Below are 19,634 nucleotides of genomic sequence, written 5' to 3' on the forward strand. Positions count from 1 at the left end.
GCCGCCCGGTCGCCGTCACCGGTAGCGACGACAGGACGGTGCGGGTGTGGGACCTGACCACTGGCGAGCAGGTGGGTGAATCCCTCACCGGCCACACCGGCCGGGTGTGCGCGGTGGCGGTGGCGGTGGTGGATGGCCGCCCGGTCGCCGTCACCGGTAGCGACGACAGGACGGTGCGGGTGTGGGACCTGACCACTGGCGAGCAGGTGGGTGAATCCCTCACCGGCCACACCGGCCGGGTGTGCGCGGTGGCGGTGGCGGTGGTGGATGGCCGCCCGGTCGCCGTCACCGGTAGCGACGACAGGACGGTGCGGGTGTGGGACCTGACCACCGGCGAGCAGGTGGGTGAACCCCTCACCGGCCACGCCGGCCGGGTGGGTTCGGTGGCGGTGGCGGTGATGGACGGCCGCCCGGTCGCCGTCACCGGCAGTTTTGATGACACGGTGCGGGTGTGGGACCTGACCACCGGAGAGCCCGTCGGCGAACCCCTCACCGCCCATACCGGTGGGGTGTGGGCGGTGGCGACGGCGGTGGTGGACGGCCGCCCGGTCGCCGTCACCGGCAGCAATGACAAGACGGCGCGGATGTGGGACCTGACCACCGGAGAGCCCGTCGGCGAACCCCTCGGCTACACCAACGATGTGAACGTGGTGGCGACGGCGGTGGTGGACGGCCGCCCGGTCGCCGTCACCGGCAGCGGAGGCCTGACGCTGCGGGTGTGGGACCTGGCCGCCGGACAGCCCACCGGCGAACCACACACCGGCCACACTGGCCCGGTGTGTGCGGTGGCGACGGCCCTGGTGGACGGCCGCCCGGTCGCCGTCACCAGCAGCTACGACAAGACGGTGCGGGTATGGGACCTGGCCACCGGAGAGCCCGTCGGCAAACCCCTCACCGGCCACACCGACCCGGTGTGGGCGGTGGCGACAGCGGTGCTGGAGGGCCGACCGGTCGCCGTCGCCGCCGGATCGGAGGATGACGGCGACGGGTATGGGACGGTGCGGGTGTGGGACCTGGCCACCGGGCAGCCCGTCGGTGAACCCCACAAGGCCCACTGGGCGCGCGCGGTGGCGACGGCGGTGCTGGACGGCCGCCCGGTCGTCATCGCTGACCACAGCGACTACAGCGAATGCGCGGTGTGGGTGTCGGACCTGACCACCGGCGAGCGCATCGGCGAACCCTTCATCGATCACACCGACCCGGTGCTGGCGGCGGCGACGGCAGTGGTGGACGGCCGACCGGTCGCCGTCACCAGCAGCTACGGTGACGACGACCCGGTGCAGGTGTGGGACCTGGCCACCGGGGAGCCCGTCGGCGAACCCCTCACCGCCGACGGTGTGGTGGCGACGGCGGTGGTGGACGGCCGCCCGGTCGCCGTCACCGGCAGCAGCGACAGGACGGTGCGGGTGTGGGACCTGACCACCGGACAGCCCATCGGCGAACCCCTCACCAACAACGGGGCGCGCGCGGTGGCGACGGCGGTGGTGGACGGCCGCCCGGTCGCCGTCACCGGCAGCGACGACATGACGGTGCGGGTGTGGGACCTGACCACCCGTCAACAGGTCGGCGCGGAGCTGGTGTTCCCCGAGAGCGTGTACGCGGCGGTCGTGGCGCCGGACGGGCGGCTGGTGGTGGCCTTCGGCTGGGAAGTCGCGGTCCTGAGCCCCCGTTGACCGGGCCCCGCCCGTCCCTGCCGGCGGTACCCGCCTCGTGCGGGTACCGCTGACGTCGGCCGGGGTAGCGGCGGGCCGTCGTCGCGGGCCCGGTCCAGCGGCACCTGCGCGGCCAGGTGCGGTTATCGGATCCGGGTTCCGGGCACGCGGTCGGGCTGAGCTTCTCCGTCGCGCCGCAGGTGCGGCCGATCCCCGGCAGTCTGATCAACATCTACCGGGAGTACGGCCAGGACCTGGGGTTTCCGCCGCCCGGCAACGGTGACCTCACGCCGTGGGCCCAGCAGGGGGTGCTGCTGCTCAACCGGGCGCTGACCACGGCACCCGGCAAGCCGGCGGCGCACCGTGGCAAGGGCTGGGAGGAGGTCACCGAGCAGGCGATCAAGGCGCTGGCGGCGCGCGGTGGCCCGCTGGTGGCGATCCTCTGGGGCCGGGACGCCCGCAACCTGCGCCCGCTGCTCGGCCAGGTCCCGGCGATCGAGTCGGCGCACCCCAGCCCGATGTCGGCGGACCGTGGCTTCTTCGGCTCCCGCCCGTTCAGCCGTGCCAACGACCTGCTGGTCGGCCAGGGTGCGCAGCCGGTGGACTGGCGCCTGCCGTAAGCGGGCGGATCGCATCTCGTCTGTGTCTGCCCATGCCACTGTGCAGGTGCATCTGCCCTCCGTCATATGGCACTTGGTTGTCACCGTACGCGGCCCTGGTTCAGCGCCGCCGAGGGCGGCGAGCCGTTCCGCCAGTCGCCGGAGGCGATCGGTGGAGAGCAGGCCGACGGCGAAGGCGGAGGTCTGGCGTGGCGAGAACGCTGCGACGATCCGGGTGTCCTGGCCCCGCAGTGGACTGATCCTGACCTCCGCACTGCCTTCGCGGCAGGGGACTGCGCGCTGGTGGCCGAGCGTCCGGCACCGGAGGGCACCGGTGCCGGACGCGGCGGACGGGCGACGGGATGTCAGACGTGCCCGGAGGCTGCGGGGCTGCTCGTCAGCGCCTGCGTGCTGTCCAGCTTCTGCCAGGTGCCGGACGGTCCGGCACCGACGCGGTACCACTGCCACAGGCTGTTGTCGGTACCACGGGCGTAGACGTTGGCGCGGCCCGCGACCTCGGCCGCACTCGGAGCGCCGGTGATGACCTGGCTGCCGAGGCTGGTCCAGCCGCTGGTCCAGCCGCCGCCGGCCGTCCAGTTGAGTTCGCCGACCGTGCCGCCGGTCCGTGCGGCGAACACGTCGATCTGGCCGGGGCCGGCGCTGGCCGCAGTGGGGGACGACGTCAGCGTGCCGCCGAGGCTCGTCCAGTCGGTCCACGCACCGCTGATGTAGCTCTTCTGCCACAGGGCGTCGTCATTGCCCCGGACGAAGACGTCGACGCGGTTCAGTGACGCCACGGCGGCTGGGGTTCCGGTGAACGTGCCGGGGCCGGTGGTGGTGTTCGGGCCGCCCAGATCGGTCCAGTTGGGCGTCCACGCGACGTCCGGGCTGTTGGCCGAACCGGAGGCGGGGACCTGCTGGTAGGTCTTCTGCCACAGGGCGCCGTCGGTGCCACGGACGAACACGTCGATGCGGTCCTGCCCCAGGCTCGCCGCAGCCGGGCTCGCCGACAGGGTTCCACCGAGGCTGACCCAGGCGCCCCAGGCGCCGTTGGTGTAGCTGTCCTCCCACAGGGCGTTGTCGCCGCCCCGGACGAAGACGTCGGTGCCGGACGGCAAGGACACCACCGCCGGGTCGCCCTGCATCGAGCCGGGGCCGGTGGAGCCGGCGACGCCCAGCGACAGGGACTGCCACGCCGACCACGAACTGCCGTTCCAGTTCTCCTGGTTCAGGCCCGAGGCGTCGGCGGCGAACACCGTCTCCGGCTGCTGCTCAGTGCCGCCGGTCAGCTTCAGCATCACCGACTGGTGGGCGGCCAGGGTGAAGGACAGGGAGCCGGTCTGGCTCAAGGTGCCGAGGCCGACGCCGGAGTACAGGTTCTGCACCGACGGGCTGCCCAGCAGATCCAGGCCCTGCGTCGTGAACGAGTACGTCGTGGCCGAGGTGCCGGTGTTCAGCAGCAGGACGGCTCGACTCCCGGACGCCGCGAGCTGCTTGGACCACACCTGGACGGCGCCGTTGGTGAGGACCTTCTGCCCCTGGTGGTCGGCGCTGTCCTGGTCGACGCCGATGACGGCCGGGTTGCCGATGATGCCGGCGATGGCCGGGGTGAGGTTCGCGACATCGGTCGACAGCACGAGCGGCGCGCCTTGAACGGCCCACATGCCGAAGTAGGACTGCTGCTCGTCGGGGGTGAGCCCGTAGAGCGTGCCGCCGTTGGACTGCTGCTGACCGGTGGTCGGGTTGTCGCCGAAGCCGGGGCCGATCAGCAGGTAGTCCGGGTCGTTGTACTGTCCGGCGGCTTCGTTGCTGGGGTGGTCGTTCAACGAGAAGTTGTTCTGCACGTTGCCGAAGTTGATCCAGGAGGAGCCGCCGTTGGACGGGGTCCCGTAGCCGTTCGCGAAGCTGATGTCGCGTCCGGTGCGCCAGGTGCGCCCGGCCGCGCCACCCCAGACCGACGGGTTGTCCGGGGCGCCCTGCCCCCATTCGCAGATCTCCAGGGCCATCGGGTGCGACAACCCGCCCGTGGTCCTGGCGCCGGCCATCAGGCTGCCCCAGGCCTCGTAGTCGGCCATGGTCGAGCCGTAGGCCGACGGCACGCCGCCGCAGTGGTCGACCTTGGCCCAGTCGAAGCCCCAGGTGGCGAAGGTCGTGACGTCGGCGGCCTCGTGGCCGCCGCTGCCGTTCTGGCCGCCGCAGCCGGTGGTCCCGGTGTCGGTGTAGATGCCGGCGTTCAGCCCGAGCGAGTGGATGTAGCCGGTGAGGTCGCTCATGGAGTTCAGGGTCACGGACGGCACGGTGGTGCCGTTGGACAGGGTGAGCGACTTGGTCCGGTAGCCCGACAGGAACGTCGAGTTGGGGACGATGTTCCCGTTGGCGTCGCGGCCGGCGGACCCGTTGGTCCACCAGCCGCCGTCCATGCCGACGTTCTTGTAGCCGAGGTCGGCCATGCTCTCGTGGCCGCCCGAGCCGTTGAGCGGAAGATCGGCGTTCGGCGTGGCGAGACTGGCGGCCTCGTCGGCGATGTTCTGCGAGTCGTAGTTGTTGTTGAAGAAGTACCACGAGTTCCAGCCCATCGGCGCCGTCGCGGTGCCGAAGACGCCGGGCGGGACCATCGCCGTGGCAGGTGGGGCGGAGACGGTGCTCAGCGCCGTCAGTGAGACCGCGACTACGGCCAGGCTCAAGGCAGCCCTTGCCGTGCGTGCGGTGCGCGGGTGAGGGGACATGCGGTCACGCTCCCTGGGGGTGGGGTTACGGCCCGGCCCGGATCGGGCCGGCGATCGGCGAGACTGGCAGGAGCTGGTTACGCAGGCAGCCCGACGGCGCGTTCGCCGGTGCGTCGCTGCTGGATGACGACGGCGGCGACCAGCAGGGCCCCTTGGGCGACGTTCTGCCAGAAGGCGTTGATGCCCTGGACGGTGAGGCCGTTCTGGAGGGCGCCGAGCAGGGCGACCGCCAGGAGGGTGCCGCCGACGCCGCCCTTGCCGCCCTTGAGGGCGCAGCCGCCGAGGGCGGCGGCGGTGATGGCCTGGAGTTCGAGGCCTTCGCTGCCGGAGACGGGCTGGCCGGAGCCGGTGCGGGCGGTGAGCAGGACGCCGGCGATGCCCGCGACCATGCCACTGAGCGCGTAGGCGGCGATGAGGTACTTGTTGAGGTTGATGCCGGCCAGTCGGGCGGCGGTGTCGTTGCCGCCGATGGCGAAGATGTTGCGGCCGACGTCGGTGTACTTCAGCAGGACGTGGACGGCGGCTGCGACGAGGAGCAGGAGCCAGACCATGACGGGCAGGCCGGCGATCTTGCCACGGCTCAGGAAGACGAACAGGCCGTCGTTCAGTACATAGCCCTGTGCAGAGCCGTTGGAGATCAGCTGTGCGATGCCCTTGTAGGCCGCCAGGCCCGCCAGAGTGGCGATGGTCGCGTTGACCCGGCCGTAGATGATGACGGCGCCGTTGAGTACGCCGACCAGGGCACCGATGGCGATGGCGGCGCCGATCCCGAGGAGGGAGTTCGAGCCGGTCGAGGTGAAGACCATGGCGCTGGTGACGGAGGCGAGGCCCGCCTGGGAGCCGACGGAGATGTCGAGCGCCCCGCAGATGATCACTACGGTCTGGACGACCGCGAGGAGGCCGGAGATGGTGACGGCCTCGGCGATGACCTGGATGTTGTCCCAGCTGAGGTAGTTGGGGTTGAGCGACCCGAACAGGGCGAGCACGAGGGCCATGGCGCCGATCAGGCCCAGGTTCTGGCTGCCCACCCGGGCCGGCCAGGTGCGGGCGGCGGTTGCGGGCGTCGGCCGGTCGCCGGTTTCGTCGGGCTCTCGGTCGACGGAGCGGGCGGTCGTCATCGGGTGCCTCCGGGGGCCGGGTCGGTTCCGGTGCGAGGTGCCGTGGTGGTCTCGTGCGGAAGGGAGGGAGTGAGGTCGTCGGCCATGGCGAGGGCGAGGATGGCTTCCTCGGTGGCCTGGGTGTGGTCGAGGTGGCCGGTGATGCGGCCGTTCTGCATGACGAGGACGCGGTCGGCGAGGCCGAGGACCTCGGGGAGTTCGGAGGAGATCACCAGGATGGCGGTGCCCTGCCGGGCGAGGTCGGCGATGATCTGGTAGATCTCGGCCTTGGCGCCAATGTCGACGCCTCGGGTGGGCTCGTCGAGGATCAGCAGGGCGGGCTTACGGGCGAGCCAGCGGGCGAGGGCGAGCCTGGACGGGGCCGAATCGCTTGGTGATCGCTTCGGCCGCCAGCCCGGCCCCGGACGCTGCTGTGCCGGGGATGTTCATCTGGCTCAGGCGCACTTCAGGCCGGCGGACTGCCAGGTGGTGGCGTCGACCATGGTGGTGGGGGCGAACGCCTCGGCGGGCATGTCCTTGCCGTTCTTGAGCTTGTCGTACATCGTCTGGACGGCGAGCGCGCCGATGTCGCTGCCGTTGATGAACAGGGAGGCCTTCATACCGGAGGGGGCGCCGGAGCCCCAGTCCTTGCAGGCGAGATAGGCGCCCAGGCCGACACCGATGATGTTGGCGGGGCTGATGTCGGCGTTCTGCAGGGCCGTCACGCCGCCCTGCACGTTCTCGTCGTTGCAGCCCCAGACGATCCAGTGCTTGACGCCCGGGTTCGCGGTCAGGGTCGCGGCGACCTTGTCCTGGGCGCCGGTCGGGGTGTTGTCGGTGGCTACATCGATGTTCTGCACGCTCGCGCCGGCGCCGCTGCCGAAGGCGTCCTTGGCGGCCTTCACGCGGTCGCCGCAGACCGTGACGTCCTGCTGCCAGGCGGAGATGGTACGGGTGTCGGCCGCGTTCCAGCCGGCCTTCTTGAACTCCTCGGCGGCACGCTTGCCGACCTCGGTGCCCATCTGCTGCCCGGAGAAGCCGATACGCGGGACGAGGTCGGCCTTGTCGCAGCCGGCCGGGGTCGGGCTGTTGGCGCAGACCTGGTCGTCGGAGGTGAGCAGCGCGACCTTGGCGTCCTTCGCGGTCTGCACGACCTGCGGACCCACCGCCGGATCGGGAACGACGACGATCAGGCCGTTGGACTTCTGCGCGATCGCGGACTGCACCTCGCTCACGGTCTTGTTCGCGTCGTTGCCCAGGTTGACCACCTTCAGGTCGATGCCCAGCGCCGCGGCCTTCGCCTTCGCACCGTTGGCCTCGTCGATGAAGTACTGCTGGTCGCCCTGCTTCTGCAGGTACGTCAGCGAGATCTTCCCGCTGACCGGAGCGACCGACGCCGCGCCGGCGGCACTCGACGTCTGACCGGTCGAACATGCCGTCAGGACGAGAGCGACGGCTGCGCCGAGGACAGCGGCAGCACCACGGGTGCGTGCAGTGATCATTCGAGCTCCAGGAAGGGTGGGGTTCTTCGGGAGTGAAGAAGAGGTGGGTGGTCCGGAACTGTGACGGCCACCGCCGCGCTCGGCGTCTCGCCTGTCGTCCTGGGCACGAATCCTGGGACCGGGTAACCATGGCTGTCAAGATATTTGCATAATTAATCACAAGCGCTACGGTGAGGCTGTGACTGAGCAGACCTGTCGAAGATTCCAGGGCCGTGTCGCCCTGATCACCGGTGCCGCCAGCGGCATCGGCGCCGCCACCGCGCGGCGCCTCGCCGCCGAGGGCGCCTCTGTCGTGGCCGTCGACATCGCCGACACGGCCGGTCGGGCGGTGGTCGAGGCGATCACCAGCGAGGGCGGCCGGGCCGAGTACCGGCACGGCGACGTCACCTCCGCCGCGATGTGGGACGAGCTGGCCGCGCACGTGCGCAGCCGCTACGGGCGCCTGGACGTGCTGCACAGCAACGCCTACGCCGTCATCGTCAAACCCGCCCACGAGCTGACCGAGGGCGAGTGGGACACCCAGCTGGCCGTCACGCTCAAGGCCTCCTGGCTGGCCATCCGCGCCTTCGCCGGGACCCTGCGCGACAGCGAGGGCTCGGTGGTGCTCACCTCCTCGGTGCACGCGCTGATCGGCCTGCCGGGCCACCCCGCGTACGCCGCCGCCAAGGGCGCCCTGTGCGCGATGGGCCGTCAACTCGCTGTCGAGTACGGCCCACAGGTCCGCGTCAACACCGTCGTGCCCGGGCCGATCATGACGGCGGCCTGGGACCGGGTGGACGAGACCGGGCGGGCCGACAGCGTTGCCGAGACCGTTGCCAAGCGCTTCGGCCGGCCTGAGGAGGTCGCGGCAGCCGTGGCATTCCTCGCCTCCTCGGACGCCTCCTACGTCACCGGCGTGAACCTGGTGGTGGACGGCGGCTGGTCCGTCGTCAAAGCTTCCTCGTGAAAGCTGCCTCGTGAACATGCGCAAGATCGACGCGCGGGCCGCCGGCCCGCGCGCGGCAACAGAGGAGGACCCGTCATGAACCAGCCGGCACGAGGCCTGCACGGGCAGGCCGTCGAGGTCATCGGCGAGCGGATCATTCGCGGCACGTACGCCCCGGGCGCCTCGCTCTACCCCGACCAGGTCGAGCGGGAACTCGGCGTCAGCAAGACCGTCGTACGCGAGGCACTGCGGGTCCTCGCCTCCAAGGGACTGATCGACTCCCGCCAGAAGCGCGGCACCTTCGTCCGGCCGCGCTCCGACTGGAACCTGCTGGACGGCGACCTGCTGCGCTGGCAGGGCCGGGGCATCCCCGACGAGGTCTTCCTCGACAACCTCGGCGAGGTCCGTGGCATCGTGGAGCCGGCCGGGGCCCGTTTGGCCGCCGAGCGCCGCGACGAGAGCGACCTCGCCGCTCTGCAGGACGCACTCGACAAGATGGCGGCCGCAGGCAGCGACGCCCACGCCGCGGTCGAGGCCGACCTCGCGTTCCACCGCGCGCTGCTGGCCGCCGCCCACAACGAACTCCTCACCCGCATGGAGGTCGTGATCGAGGCCGGCCTGCGGGTGCGCGACCACATCGTGCACGGCGCCGACCACAGCGCCGACGCCGTCCCCGCCCACCGGGCCGTCCTGGACGCCGTGCGCGCCCGGGAGCCGGAGGTCGCCGCCCGCGCCGTCCAGGACCTGCTCGCCCAGGCCGCCGCCGACCTTCACGGCCTCATCGACGACAGCAACCCCGGAGAGACCGGATGAAGATCACATCGCTGGAGACGTTCCTCGTCGCGCCACGCTGGCTGTTCCTGCGAGTCGCCACCGACGAGGGGATCACCGGCTGGGGTGAGCCCGTCCTGGAGGGCCGCGCCGAAACCGTCCAGGCCGCCGTCCGCGAACTCGCCGACTACCTGGTCGGCCAGGACCCGCTGCGCATCGAGCACCACTGGCAGATCCTCACCAAGGGCGGCTTCTACCGGGGTGGCCCGGTCCTCTCCAGCGCGGTCGCCGGAATCGACCAGGCACTCTGGGACATCGCGGGCAAGGCCCACGGCGTCCCGGTCCACCAACTGCTCGGCGGCCACGTCCGCGACCGGGTGCGGATGTACGCCTGGATCGGCGGCGACAGCCCCGCCGACGTCGCCGAACTCGCCCAGGCCCAGGTCGATGCCGGCTTCACCGCCGTCAAGATGAACGGCTCCGCGCACATGCGCCCCATCGACACCCTCGCCCAGACCCAGGCCGTCATCGACCGGGTGGCCGCCGTCCGCGAAGTCCTCGGCGACGAGCGCGATGTGGCCGTCGACTTCCACGGCCGGATGTCCACGGCCATGTCCCGGCGCCTGCTGCCCCTGCTGGAGCCCTTGCACCCGATGTTCGTCGAGGAGCCCGTCCTCCCCGAACACTCCCGCGACCTGCGCCACCTCGTGGACTCGACCTCCGTGCCGCTGGCCGTGGGTGAACGGCTCTACTCCCGCTTCGACTTCCGCGACGTGCTCGCCGCCGGCATCGCCGTCGCCCAGCCCGACGTCTCGCACGCCGGCGGCATCTCCGAGGTCCGGCGCATCGCGGCCCTCGCCGAGATCCACGACGTGGTGATGGCCCCGCACTGCCCGCTCGGCCCGATCGCCCTCGCAGCCAGCCTCCAACTGGCCTTCTCCGTACCGAACTTCCTCATCCAGGAGCAGAGCCTGGGCATCCACTACAACCAGGGCAACGACCTGCTGGACTACCTGCTGGACCCCGAGCCGTTCCGCTTCACCGACGGCCACGCCGCCCGGCCCACCGGCCCCGGCCTGGGCATCGAGATCGACGAGAACGCCGTGCGCCGAGCCGCCGAGACCGGCCACCGCTGGCGCAACCCCGTCTGGCACCACCAGGACGGATCGTTCGCGGAATGGTGACCGACCTGCCGCAGACCACCCTGCCGCAGACCACCCTGCCACTGACCACCGCGCCACTGACCGCCCTGTCCCTGACCGCCCGCACCGACCCGGCCCACGGCGGCCGGTGGACCTCCCTGCGGGCCGGCGAGCGCGAATGGCTATGGCTCCGGCCCGACCCGCGCCACCGTCCGCCCCGGCGACCCGTTCGTCGACGCCGGCGGTCTGGAGGAGTGCATCCCGACCGTGCGCGGCACCCCCGACCACGGCGACGCCTGGTCCCGGCCGTGGCGGCGCGACGGCGACACGGACCTCGTGGAGTGCCCCGACTTCGTGCTGCGCCGACGCATCGAGCACCGGCCCGCCGCGCTGCGCGCCAGCTACGAGCTGCACGCCGACCCCGGCTACCGCCTGCTCTGGGCAGCCCACGCGCTCCTGGACGTCACCCCTGATGCCCGGCTGATCGCGCCGGACGCCACCTCGGCCCGGCTCTTCCCCGAGGCAGCCGCGCTACTGGAAGAGCCCTGGCCCGCCGGGGCCCACCACATCACCGGACCATGGCCCACGCCCCATGGCCTGCCGCTCTACCGCCTGGGCCCCGACGACGGCACCGCCGTCGGTGCGGTCCTCACCGACTGCGCGAGCGTGACGGTCACCGACGGCACCGACACACTCACCTTCTCCCTGCACACCGACGCCGACGTCCCCGTCTCCATCGCCCTGTGGCGCAACCTGCGCGGCTTCCCCGCCCCGGCCCCCTATCGCAGCATCGGGGTCGAGCCGATGCTCGGGTCCGTCTTCGACCTCGCCGAGGCCGGGCCCGGCGAGGCCGCGACGGTCCCGGCCGGCGGCACGCTGCGCTGGCAGCTCGAGATCACCGCGACCAGCTCCCGCACCACCTGAACCGACCTGACCGACAAGGCCCCCGTGAACCTGAACGAACTGCCCTACCGGACACTGGCCATCGTGCGCGGCACCGACCGCCACGCGGCGCTGCGCACCGTCCTCACCCTCGCCGAGGAGGGCATCACCGCCACCGAGGTGTCGCTGACCACCCCCGACGCCCTCTGGGTGATCGAGCAGGCCCGCCGCGAACTCGGCCCCCAGGCCACCCTCGGTGCCGGGACCGTCCTGACCGGCGAGGACGCCGCCCGCGCCGCCGACGCCGGGGCAAGCTTCCTCGTCACTCCCGGCCTCGGCGAAGACCTGCGCCACCGTGCCGCTTTCGAACTGCCCATGCTGATAGGCGCGCTGACACCCAGTGAGGTGATCGCCGCGAGTGAGTGCGGAGCCCTCGCCGTCAAGCTCTTCCCCGCCTCGCTGGGCGGCCCCGGCTACCTGAAGGCCCTGCGCGACCCCTTCCCCGCCGTACCGTTCGTGCCCGTCGGCGGCATCGACGCCGCCTTGGCCCGCGCCTACCTCGCTGTCGGCGCAGTCGCCGTCGGCGTCGGCTCACCACTGGTCGGCGACGCCGCCGGCGGCGGAGACCTGGACGCACTGCGCGAGCGCGTCGCCCGCTGGCGCGCCGCCCTGACCGAGGAGGTCGCGGCATGACCGGCCTGGCACCGCTCGATGTCGTGACCGTCGGGGAGACGATGGCCGCCCTGCGCGCCACCGGCCCGGTCAGGCTCGGAGCACCGATGCAGCTCTCCGTCGCCGGCGCCGAGGCCAACGTCGCGATCGGCCTGGCCAGGCTCGGGCACCGGGCCGGCTGGGTGGGCCGCGTCGGCGACGACGAGTTCGGCGCCCTCGTCCTGCGCACCCTGCGCGCGGAACAGGTCGACGTCGGCCACGCCCGCCTCGACGCCGACGGCCGGCCCACCGGCTTGCTGGCCCGCGAGGACCGGATCGCCGACCTGGTCAGCGTCTCCTACTACCGCGCGGGATCGGCCGGATCGGCCCTGCGGGCCGCAGACGTCCTGCCCGCCCTCGGCCACGGCGTCCGCATCCTCCACCTGACCGGGATCACCCCCGCCCTGAGCGCCGGCGCAGCCGAGGCCGTCCACGCGGCAGCCGCCAGAGCCGGGGAACTCGGCATCACCGTCTGCCTCGACGTCAACTACCGCGCCCGCCTGTGGTCGCCGGCCGAGGCGAGGACGGTCCTGCTGCCGCTGGCGCGGACGGCCGACGTGCTGGTCGCCTCCGCCGACGAACTGCACCTGGTCGCCGAGGACCCGGACCTGCCCGAGCCCGACGCGGTCGCCGCACTGATCGCCCAGGGACGCAGCGAGGTGGTGATCACCCGTGGCGGCGAGGGTGCGAGCGCCACCACGGCCCACGGCACCGTCAGCACCCTCGCCCGCAAGGTGCCGGTGATCGATGTGGTCGGCGCCGGCGACGCCTTCGTCGCGGGCTACCTCTCCGGCCTGCTCGACGGACTCGACGTCGCAGGCCGCCTGCACCGGGCCGTCACCACCGGCGCCTTCGCCGTCACCACCCGTGGTGACTGGGAGGGCCTGCCCACCCGCCGCGACCTCGCCCTCCTCGACCAGCCCGCCGGCACCACCCTTCGCTGACCCTCTGGGAGCTTCCATGACTGAATCCAGCCAGGTCGAGGTATGGGCCGCCGGCGACCACGAACTCGGCGAAGGCGCCCGCTGGATCGACGGCCGACTCGTGTACGTCGACATCCTCGCCGGCCGCCTCCTCGAAGTCACCGACCTCCCCGGCCCCCGAACTCCGCTCGAAATCGCCCGCCTTGACGTCCCCCTCGGCGCTGTCGCCCCGATCAGCGACCGCCCCGGGCACTGGATCGCCGCCGCCGGCACCGGCATCGCCCTGCTCGCCCCGGACGGCAGCCTGGACTGGCTCGCCCGCCCCGAAGACCGCTCCCCCGTCCCCACCAGGATGAACGACGGCGCCTGCGACCCGCACGGCCGCTTCTGGGCCGGCAGCATGGCCTACGACGCCACCCCGGGCGCCGGCTCCCTCTACCGCACCGACCACGACGGCTCCGTGCACCGCGTCCTCGACGGCATGACGATCGTCAACGGCCCCGCCTTCAACAGCACGGGAGACCTCCTCTACGTCGCCGACAGCGCGGTTGGCGTCATCCACCGCTGCACCCTCGACCCCGACGGCAATCCCACCGGCCGCGAGGAGTTCACCCGCGTCAATGCCGGCGGCTCACCCGACGGCATGACCGTGGACACCGACGGCTGCCTCTGGGTGGCGATCTGGGGACATGGCGCAATCCACCGCTACCACCCTGACGGCACCCACCTGGCAACCCTGCGCCTGCCCACCCCCCAGCCCACCTCCGTGTGCCTCACACCAGCTGGTGGCCGTCTCCTGATCACCACAGCCCGTTACGGCCTCAGCCGGCCCCTCGGCCCGGCAGGATCCGTGCTGTGCGCTGCCGTGGACGCCTCGGCCCCGCCCGCCCGCACCTACCGGCAGCAGTAGGCACGGCCGATCCCGTGCATAGGCATTGCTCCGATCACCAGAGCGGAGAGCTGCGAGCCTGGATCTCCCGATGCCGCAGCTGGGGATCGAGGCGATGGCCTATGCGGCCCGCAGCAGTTTCGCGGTCAGTGGGTTGAGTTCGACCGGCTCGTCTTCTCCGACGAGGACCGTCCCGCCGAGGGTGACCATGTGGTCGCCGATTCCGCAGCTCGGCTCGAAGGCGAAGGACATTCCGGGCTTGAGGGTCATGTCAGCCAACGTCGCAGGCCGTGGGGCCGCTGTCGGGTACAGGTCGCCGCCTTCGGCCTGGATGAGTCCGCCAGGGATGCGGCTGAAGGCGCCGTAGGGGTTCAGTCCGTGGATCTGAGGGCCGCGGAACCAGGCGCCGACTGCCTCGGCGGGCGCCAGCATGGCCTCGGAGACCTCCCCGAAGGTCGCGCCCGCGCGGAGCGTCGCCAGTCCGGCGGCGTAGCACTCGTTCGCGATCCGGGCGGCGCGCTCGATGGTCTGGTGGACCTCGCCGATGGCGATTGCGGCTTGGTGCTGCGTTTGACGGCCGCCGAAGTTGCTGAAGATCTCCGTGGCGATGAGGTCGCCTTCCCGCAGGATGCGCGGTGGTTGCGGCCGGTAGCCCCACGCGGGCTGTCCGGATGCCGATGGTGCCGGGCCCGTGCAGAAGTGCAGGTGGGGCGCGAGTGTGCCGTGCCGGTACGCGGTGGCCATGGCTGCGGCGAACACGTCGGCTTCGGAGACGCCCGGTGCGGCCGTGGCCACCATGGCCTCTGCCATCGCGTCGCCGATGCGGGCGGCATGACGCACCACCGCGATCTCTTCGTCGCTCAGCGGCATCATGAGGCGGGCGAACGCGTGCCCGACATCGCGGAAATCGGCGCCGGGCAGCCGGTGCAACACGGTGTCCCAGAACGGGTACGGGATTCGCCCTTCGGGATGCGCGGGAAGGTACGGGTCGAGGCCCATGACCCCGATGGATGCGTTGCCGAGCCCCAGGTCCTTCAATGCCTGGACGAGCTGGTGGGACTGCCGGCCCAGACGCAAGTCGTTCGCGGCGAGCCACAGTTCGTCGCCTCTGTGCACTGCTTCTCGATGGTCGAAGAGAAACGTCGGGATCGGCACGAGCGCTGTGGGTGTCCGGTTGCGGGGGAAGACGAGAAGGACGCCCGGTCGATCATTGGTGAACCAGCTGTCGAAGGCGAAGGGCGCGGGTCCTGCGTCTCCCTCGCCGAACACGACCAGTCCGTCGAGGCCCTCTGCTTCCATGAAGCTGCGAGCCAGGTTCCAGCGCCTGTCCCGCTCGGCCAGTGAGTAGACGGGAACTGAAGTACGTTGCAGCGGTGGGAGCTTCATGCTGCTAGCCCTCTCGTGATTGGCCGATGAGCGCGGTGGCGGTGTCGACGATCGTCTGTTCGGTGGGGCGGGGATGCCAGCCGAGCTGGGTGCGTGCCTTGCCGCTGTCGACGAGCCGCGTGCGGCCGAGCTCGGAACGCACCATCGCCAGCTGCGGGTTGCGCCGCGCGAGCAGCTTGACGACGAGGTCGGGCATGGTGCGCACGGGCACCTTTGCGGCTTCGTCCGGGAGTTTCTCGCGCAGGATGCGGGCGATCTGCCGGTACCACAGGAAGCTGCCCGAACCGAGGTAGCGCTGGCCTGCGGCGGCGGGGCTGGTCATGGCGAGGATGTGGAGTTCGGCGATGTCGCGCACGTCGACGATGTTCCAGCCGATGTTCGGCACGGCGGGGATCTCGCGGGCGAGCAGGCGGCGGATGATCTCGACGGTTCCTGGCCTGTTCGGTGCGCCCAGCATGGGGCCCTGCATGAACGTCGGGAGGACGGCCGTCAGTTCGAGCCCGGTCGCGGCGGCGAGGTCCCACGCGTCGCGCTCGGCGAGGATCTTGGAATCGGGGTACGCGCGAAGCGGGGTGCCGGACGGCGCGGTCCAGGTCGTCTCGGTCGCGGGCGTGTCCGGGTCGCCGGTGTCGGCCGTGACGCCGGACGAGGTGAGCACGGCACGCCTTACCCCCGCGCGGGCGGCGGCGCCCAGGACGCGGCAGGTGCCTTCGCGGGCGGTGGTGATGAGGTCCACGCCCGAGCCGAAGGGCATCGGCGAGGCGGTGTGCAGCACGTAGTCGGCACCCGCGGTCGCCTCGTCCCAGCCGTCGTCGCTGAGGAGATCAGCAGCCGCGAACTCGATGGTCGCGGCCGCCTGCCCGCCTGTCTGCTCGCTGACGGCGTCGCGCACCTGCTGCGCTTTGTCGAGGCTGCGCACGGTGGTGCGCACTTGGTAGCCGCGCTGGAGCAGGTCGGCGATCACCCAGCCGGCCAGGTAGCCGGTTCCGCCCGTGACGAGTACCGTCTCGCCGTCGTTGCTGGCGGTCATCTGCTCCTCCAATATCATTGAGTTTCTCATTGATATTGGGAGCGTATCATGGCCGCATGACTGTGGGTAGTGACGTGGAGGCAGTGGTGGCTCACCGCGCGGACGTCGAGCGGAAGGCCGAGATCGTCCGTGTTCTCGTGGAGGTGGGAAACGCTGCGGATGCGGTCGTGGCCCAGGTGCTCGGCGAGTTCGGGGTCCCGGCCTCCGTCGCCGGCACGCTGTGGGCGCTTGCCCCGGGAACCCAGCCGCCGACGATGCGGGATGTGGCGGCCCGCCTGCACTGCGACCCTTCCACGGTGAGTCTCGCCGCCGACAAACTCCAGAGCATGGGACTCGTCGCCCGTCAGCCCCATCCCGCCGACGGACGCAAGCGCACCCTGGTCCTCACCGAACAGGGGCACGAACTGTGGGAGGCGCTGAGGGCGCGGCTGCACGGCTCCGGGCTGTTCGCCGGTCTCGATGCGCAGGAGCAGGACACCCTGCTCGCGCTGCTGACGAAGATGCGAAACCCGCAACGCCCATAGCCGATCCCTGACTGACAACCAGGGTCGCACCCATATGCGGCCAAACGCCTGGCCGAAGACATCCACCACGGGTGCGGCTCACCGCAAGAGGGCCATCGACGAGTCTTCACCCACTTCTGGAACGCGTGCGGCCATGGCCGCCGGCCACGGCGCGCCCGCGACCTGTGCCTCGCGCTGGGTCGTTGACTACACCGCCGTCCGCTTCGAGGACGCCGTCAAGGACATCGACGTCGTCATCGCAGGTGCCCTTGGTGGAGTCCGCGCACCCGAGCCCGATGTCCGCCGACCGGGGCTTCTTCGGCTCCCGCCCGTTCGGCAGGGTCAACGACCTGCTGGTCCGGCAGGGGGCCCAGCCCGTGGACTGGCGGCTGCCGTAGCGGCGCGAGCCTGCCGGTTCGAGGTGTCCGGGGTCGTCCGGGAGTGTCCGAACGCCTTGCGGGCGGCCGGACGGGTTGACGATGATCTGACCCGCAGTCCAGGGCACCGATGTGGGAGCGGCACGGGGGTCTGCTCCCACTTCGGTAGTTCACCCCAACGAGTGAACTAACACATAGTGTTACTCGTGTGACGGACGGTGCGATCCAGACTGACGGCACCTGTCGGCCCGTCATATCTAGGGATCCCCTGTGTCCGCTCTGCGTACCACCGCTGCCGCCGCCCTGGCGGCCGCTGCCCTCGCCACCGGTCTGCCGCTCTCCGTCGCGCACGCCGACGACGTCCCGGCCTCGCCCGGGAAGGCCACTGCCGTCACTGCCGAGCTCCAGCTGGACGTCAGCCTGCTGGACAACGGGGTGGACGTCCCCGTCGACATAGCGTTGAACAAGGTGGAGAGCCCGGCGCAGCGCGACGGCGCGCTGCTGACCGCCAAGGTGGACGGCGTGGACCGGCAGCGTCCGGTCACCCTGGTCAAGGCCGAGGTCGGCAAGTCCGTCACCCGGGCCGACGCGCGCGGCGCCGCCGCCTCCGTCAGTCTGGTCGGCGCGGACGTGCATGCGCCCGGTCTGCCGCTCACCGCCCTGCTGCGTCTGGAGGCGCTGAGCGCCGAGGTCACCTGCCCGGTCGACGGGCCGCCGACGGCCAAGGTCACCTCGCCCGCCCGGATGACGGTGCTCGGCAGGTCCGTGGCGCTGGGGCTCAACGGGCCGACCCATGTAGAGGTCCCGGCGATCGGTAGTGTGGACATCGAGTTCTCCAGGCACACCACCACCTCCAGTACGGCCGCCGCCTCCGCGCTGGAGGTGCAGGTGGCGCTGAACCCGCTCAACCTGAACGTCGCCAAGGTCACCGGCCGGATCACGGTCGCCTCCGTCACCTGTGAGAAGCCGGTGGCGGGCGGGGCCGGTGCGCCCTCGTCCGCCCCCGCTTCCGTGCCGCCGTCCCAGCCGGCCGCCTCCGGCGCGCCCGGTATCGTCCCCGCCGTCGACACCAGCGCCGTCCCCGCCCCCGGCCGGAGCCTCGCCTTCACCGGCAGCAGTGGCACCGGGACCCTGCTGGCGGGCTCGGGAGCACTGCTCGCCGCAGGCGGCGCCGCCCTCTGGACGACCCGGCGCCGCCGCGCCCACGCGCGCCGGCACTGACGCAGGGCGCGCGATGCCAGCCGCGCGCCCCCAAGGCACTGCCGATGGCATCGGCAATGGCACTGCCGCAGCGTGAGCGTGCCACTGCGGACGGTTGGTTTACACGGGCGTCACATAGGAGGAACAACCGGGAAACGGCGGCTTGCGACGCTACGCGGGCACCCACCACTCAAGTTGCGAGGTAAGCCGTGGCAATCAAGGCCGAGTACATCTGGATCGACGGCACCCAGCCGACCGCCAAGCTCCGTTCCAAGACTCGGATCCTGGCCAACGCTGACAAGCTGCCGACCTGGGGCTTTGACGGCTCCTCCACCAACCAGGCCGAGGGCCACGCCTCGGACCGGGTGCTCGAGCCGGTCGCGTCCTTCCCGGACCCGATCCGCGGTGGCGACAACATCCTCGTGCTCTGCGAGGTCTTCGAGATCGACGGCACCCCGCACGCCTCGAACACCCGCGCCCTGCTGCGCCCGATCTCCGAGCAGTTCGCCGCTCAGGAGGCGATCTTCGGCATCGAGCAGGAGTACACCTTCTTCAAGGGCTCCCGCCCGCTCGGCTTCCCCGAGGGCGGCTTCCCGGCCCCGCAGGGCGGCTACTACTGCGGCGTCGGCGCCGAAGAGGTCTACGGCCGCGAGATCGTCGAGCTGCACATGGACCGCTGCCTCGCGGCCGGCCTCGCGCTCTGCGGCATCAACGCCGAGGTCATGCCGGGCCAGTGGGAGTTCCAGATCGGCCCGGTCGACGCGCTGACCGTCTCCGACCACATGTGGGTCGCCCGCTACCTGCTCTACCGCACCGCCGAGGAGTTCGGCATCGACGCCACCCTGGACGCCAAGCCGGTCCGTGGCGACTGGAACGGCGCGGGTGCGCACACCAACTTCTCCACCAAGGCCATGCGTGAGGGCTACGACGCCATCATCACCGCCTGCGAGTCGCTCGGCGCCTCGCAGGAGAAGGTCCTGGAGCACGTCAAGCAGTACGGTTTCGGCATCGAGTCCCGCCTGACCGGCCTGCACGAGACCGCCCCGTGGAACGTGTACTCCTACGGCGTGTCCGACCGTGGCGCCTCGGTCCGCATCCCGTGGCAGGTCGAGGTGGACCAGAAGGGCTACATCGAGGACCGTCGCCCGAACGCGAACGTCGACCCGTACGTGGTGACCCGCCTGATGGTCAACACCTGCTGCTCCGCCCTGGAGAAGGCCGGCCAGGTCTGATCCGCCCAGCCCCACACGGCTGAACAGCTGAACCGAACGCCCGCCGGTCCCGCCCAGGACCGGCGGGCGTTCTCCGTCTCCCGGCCG

Annotated in this window: 17 protein-coding genes and 2 pseudogenes; 13 read left to right on the forward strand and 6 right to left on the reverse strand. The window is 71.5% G+C overall.

What is annotated here, in order from left to right; translation table 11 throughout:
• Positions 1 to 1,673: WD40 repeat domain-containing protein (locus tag P3T29_RS20365; RefSeq protein ID WP_280717966.1), on the forward strand; the 1,673-nt coding region annotated here is incomplete at its 5' end.
• 140 nt (positions 1,674 to 1,813) lie between these two features.
• Positions 1,814 to 2,272: pseudogene (locus P3T29_RS20370) on the forward strand (uracil-DNA glycosylase); the annotation flags it as partial.
• A 344-nt stretch (positions 2,273 to 2,616) separates the two neighbouring features.
• Here P3T29_RS20370 and P3T29_RS20375 read toward each other — a convergent pair.
• The 4 genes from P3T29_RS20375 to P3T29_RS20390 all read right to left on the reverse strand — a co-directional run bounded on the left by P3T29_RS20375 (position 2,617) and on the right by P3T29_RS20390 (position 7,576).
• Complete coding sequence (locus P3T29_RS20375) at positions 2,617 to 4,935, reverse strand: hypothetical protein (RefSeq protein ID WP_280717967.1); 2,319 nt, start codon at positions 4,933 to 4,935, stop codon at positions 2,617 to 2,619.
• Positions 4,936 to 5,054: 119 nt separating this feature from the next.
• A complete protein-coding gene (locus tag P3T29_RS20380) occupies positions 5,055 to 6,095 on the reverse strand; it encodes an ABC transporter permease (protein WP_280717968.1) in 1,041 nt (346 codons plus the stop codon).
• The gene (locus tag P3T29_RS32715; protein WP_348532847.1) at positions 6,092 to 6,307 is read right to left on the reverse strand and encodes a hypothetical protein; all 216 of its coding nucleotides are present in this window, start codon (positions 6,305 to 6,307) and stop codon (positions 6,092 to 6,094) included. The genes P3T29_RS20380 and P3T29_RS32715 overlap by 4 nt, the downstream gene beginning before the upstream one ends.
• 222 nt (positions 6,308 to 6,529) lie before the next feature.
• Positions 6,530 to 7,576, reverse strand: a complete 1,047-nt coding sequence (locus P3T29_RS20390; protein ID WP_280717969.1) for a substrate-binding domain-containing protein — start codon at positions 7,574 to 7,576, stop codon at positions 6,530 to 6,532.
• A 178-nt stretch (positions 7,577 to 7,754) separates the two neighbouring features.
• On the opposite strand from P3T29_RS20390, the gene P3T29_RS20395 reads away from it, so the two are divergent.
• From P3T29_RS20395 to P3T29_RS20425, 7 genes are all read left to right on the forward strand, one after another.
• A complete protein-coding gene (locus P3T29_RS20395) occupies positions 7,755 to 8,522 on the forward strand; it encodes an SDR family oxidoreductase (protein WP_280717970.1) in 768 nt (255 codons plus the stop codon).
• A 75-nt stretch (positions 8,523 to 8,597) separates the two neighbouring features.
• Entirely contained in the window at positions 8,598 to 9,314 is a 717-nt protein-coding gene (locus tag P3T29_RS20400; RefSeq protein ID WP_280717971.1) for a FadR/GntR family transcriptional regulator, read from the forward strand.
• Positions 9,311 to 10,456, forward strand: a complete 1,146-nt coding sequence (dgoD, locus tag P3T29_RS20405; protein ID WP_280717972.1) for a galactonate dehydratase — start codon at positions 9,311 to 9,313, stop codon at positions 10,454 to 10,456. The genes P3T29_RS20400 and dgoD overlap by 4 nt, the downstream gene beginning before the upstream one ends.
• A gap of 225 nt (positions 10,457 to 10,681) precedes the next feature.
• A complete protein-coding gene (locus tag P3T29_RS20410) occupies positions 10,682 to 11,338 on the forward strand; it encodes a hypothetical protein (RefSeq protein WP_280717973.1) in 657 nt (218 codons plus the stop codon).
• Positions 11,339 to 11,362: 24 nt separating this feature from the next.
• A complete protein-coding gene (locus P3T29_RS20415) occupies positions 11,363 to 11,989 on the forward strand; it encodes a bifunctional 4-hydroxy-2-oxoglutarate aldolase/2-dehydro-3-deoxy-phosphogluconate aldolase (protein ID WP_280717974.1) in 627 nt (208 codons plus the stop codon).
• Positions 11,986 to 12,951 carry a sugar kinase gene (locus P3T29_RS20420; protein WP_280717975.1) on the forward strand — a complete coding sequence of 322 codons (966 nt, stop codon included), beginning with the start codon at positions 11,986 to 11,988 and terminating at the stop codon, positions 12,949 to 12,951. Before P3T29_RS20415 ends, P3T29_RS20420 begins: the two co-directional genes overlap by 4 nt.
• 16 nt (positions 12,952 to 12,967) lie before the next feature.
• Positions 12,968 to 13,840: an SMP-30/gluconolactonase/LRE family protein gene (locus P3T29_RS20425; RefSeq protein WP_280717976.1), complete on the forward strand. Its 873-nt coding sequence runs from the start codon at positions 12,968 to 12,970 to the stop codon at positions 13,838 to 13,840.
• A 99-nt stretch (positions 13,841 to 13,939) separates the two neighbouring features.
• Here P3T29_RS20425 and P3T29_RS20430 read toward each other — a convergent pair whose 3' ends face one another.
• Entirely contained in the window at positions 13,940 to 15,205 is a 1,266-nt protein-coding gene (locus P3T29_RS20430; protein ID WP_280717977.1) for a M24 family metallopeptidase, read from the reverse strand.
• A gap of 4 nt (positions 15,206 to 15,209) precedes the next feature.
• Positions 15,210 to 16,235, reverse strand: coding sequence for an NAD-dependent epimerase/dehydratase family protein (locus P3T29_RS20435; protein WP_280717979.1), 1,026 nt, complete (start codon positions 16,233 to 16,235; stop codon positions 15,210 to 15,212).
• A 56-nt stretch (positions 16,236 to 16,291) separates the two neighbouring features.
• Here P3T29_RS20435 and P3T29_RS20440 point away from each other — a divergent pair, with 56 nt between their 5' ends.
• From P3T29_RS20440 to glnII, 4 genes and pseudogenes are all read left to right on the forward strand, one after another.
• The gene (locus tag P3T29_RS20440; protein ID WP_280717980.1) at positions 16,292 to 16,759 is read left to right on the forward strand and encodes a MarR family transcriptional regulator; all 468 of its coding nucleotides are present in this window, start codon (positions 16,292 to 16,294) and stop codon (positions 16,757 to 16,759) included.
• Between the two features lie 242 nt (positions 16,760 to 17,001).
• Positions 17,002 to 17,136, forward strand: a pseudogene (locus tag P3T29_RS20445) (uracil-DNA glycosylase); the annotation flags it as partial.
• 249 nt (positions 17,137 to 17,385) lie between these two features.
• Positions 17,386 to 18,336 (forward strand): SCO1860 family LAETG-anchored protein, encoded by a 951-nt coding sequence (locus tag P3T29_RS20450; protein WP_280717981.1) that lies wholly within the window; start codon positions 17,386 to 17,388, stop codon positions 18,334 to 18,336.
• Between the two features lie 188 nt (positions 18,337 to 18,524).
• Positions 18,525 to 19,547 carry a glutamine synthetase gene (gene glnII, locus P3T29_RS20455; RefSeq protein ID WP_280717982.1) on the forward strand — a complete coding sequence of 341 codons (1,023 nt, stop codon included), beginning with the start codon at positions 18,525 to 18,527 and terminating at the stop codon, positions 19,545 to 19,547.
• The last annotated feature ends 87 nt before the right edge of the window (positions 19,548 to 19,634 follow it).

This window comes from Kitasatospora sp. MAP5-34 (assembly GCF_029894335.1).
GTDB lineage: Bacteria > Actinomycetota > Actinomycetes > Streptomycetales > Streptomycetaceae > Kitasatospora.

Bases quoted from the DNA above. Each gene is read 5' to 3' on its own strand.
- P3T29_RS20380 (WP_280717968.1), bottom strand. From the start codon at position 6,095: ATGACGACCGCCCGCTCCGTCGACCGAGAGCCCGACGAAACCGGCGAC.
- P3T29_RS20390 (WP_280717969.1), bottom strand. From the start codon at position 7,576: ATGATCACTGCACGCACCCGTGGTGCTGCCGCTGTCCTCGGCGCAGCC.
- P3T29_RS20400 (WP_280717971.1), top strand. From the start codon at position 8,598: ATGAACCAGCCGGCACGAGGCCTGCACGGGCAGGCCGTCGAGGTCATC.
- dgoD (WP_280717972.1), top strand. From the start codon at position 9,311: ATGAAGATCACATCGCTGGAGACGTTCCTCGTCGCGCCACGCTGGCTG.
- P3T29_RS20420 (WP_280717975.1), top strand. From the start codon at position 11,986: ATGACCGGCCTGGCACCGCTCGATGTCGTGACCGTCGGGGAGACGATG.
- P3T29_RS20425 (WP_280717976.1), top strand. From the start codon at position 12,968: ATGACTGAATCCAGCCAGGTCGAGGTATGGGCCGCCGGCGACCACGAA.
- P3T29_RS20430 (WP_280717977.1), bottom strand. From the start codon at position 15,205: ATGAAGCTCCCACCGCTGCAACGTACTTCAGTTCCCGTCTACTCACTG.
- P3T29_RS20435 (WP_280717979.1), bottom strand. From the start codon at position 16,235: ATGACCGCCAGCAACGACGGCGAGACGGTACTCGTCACGGGCGGAACC.
- P3T29_RS20440 (WP_280717980.1), top strand. From the start codon at position 16,292: ATGACTGTGGGTAGTGACGTGGAGGCAGTGGTGGCTCACCGCGCGGAC.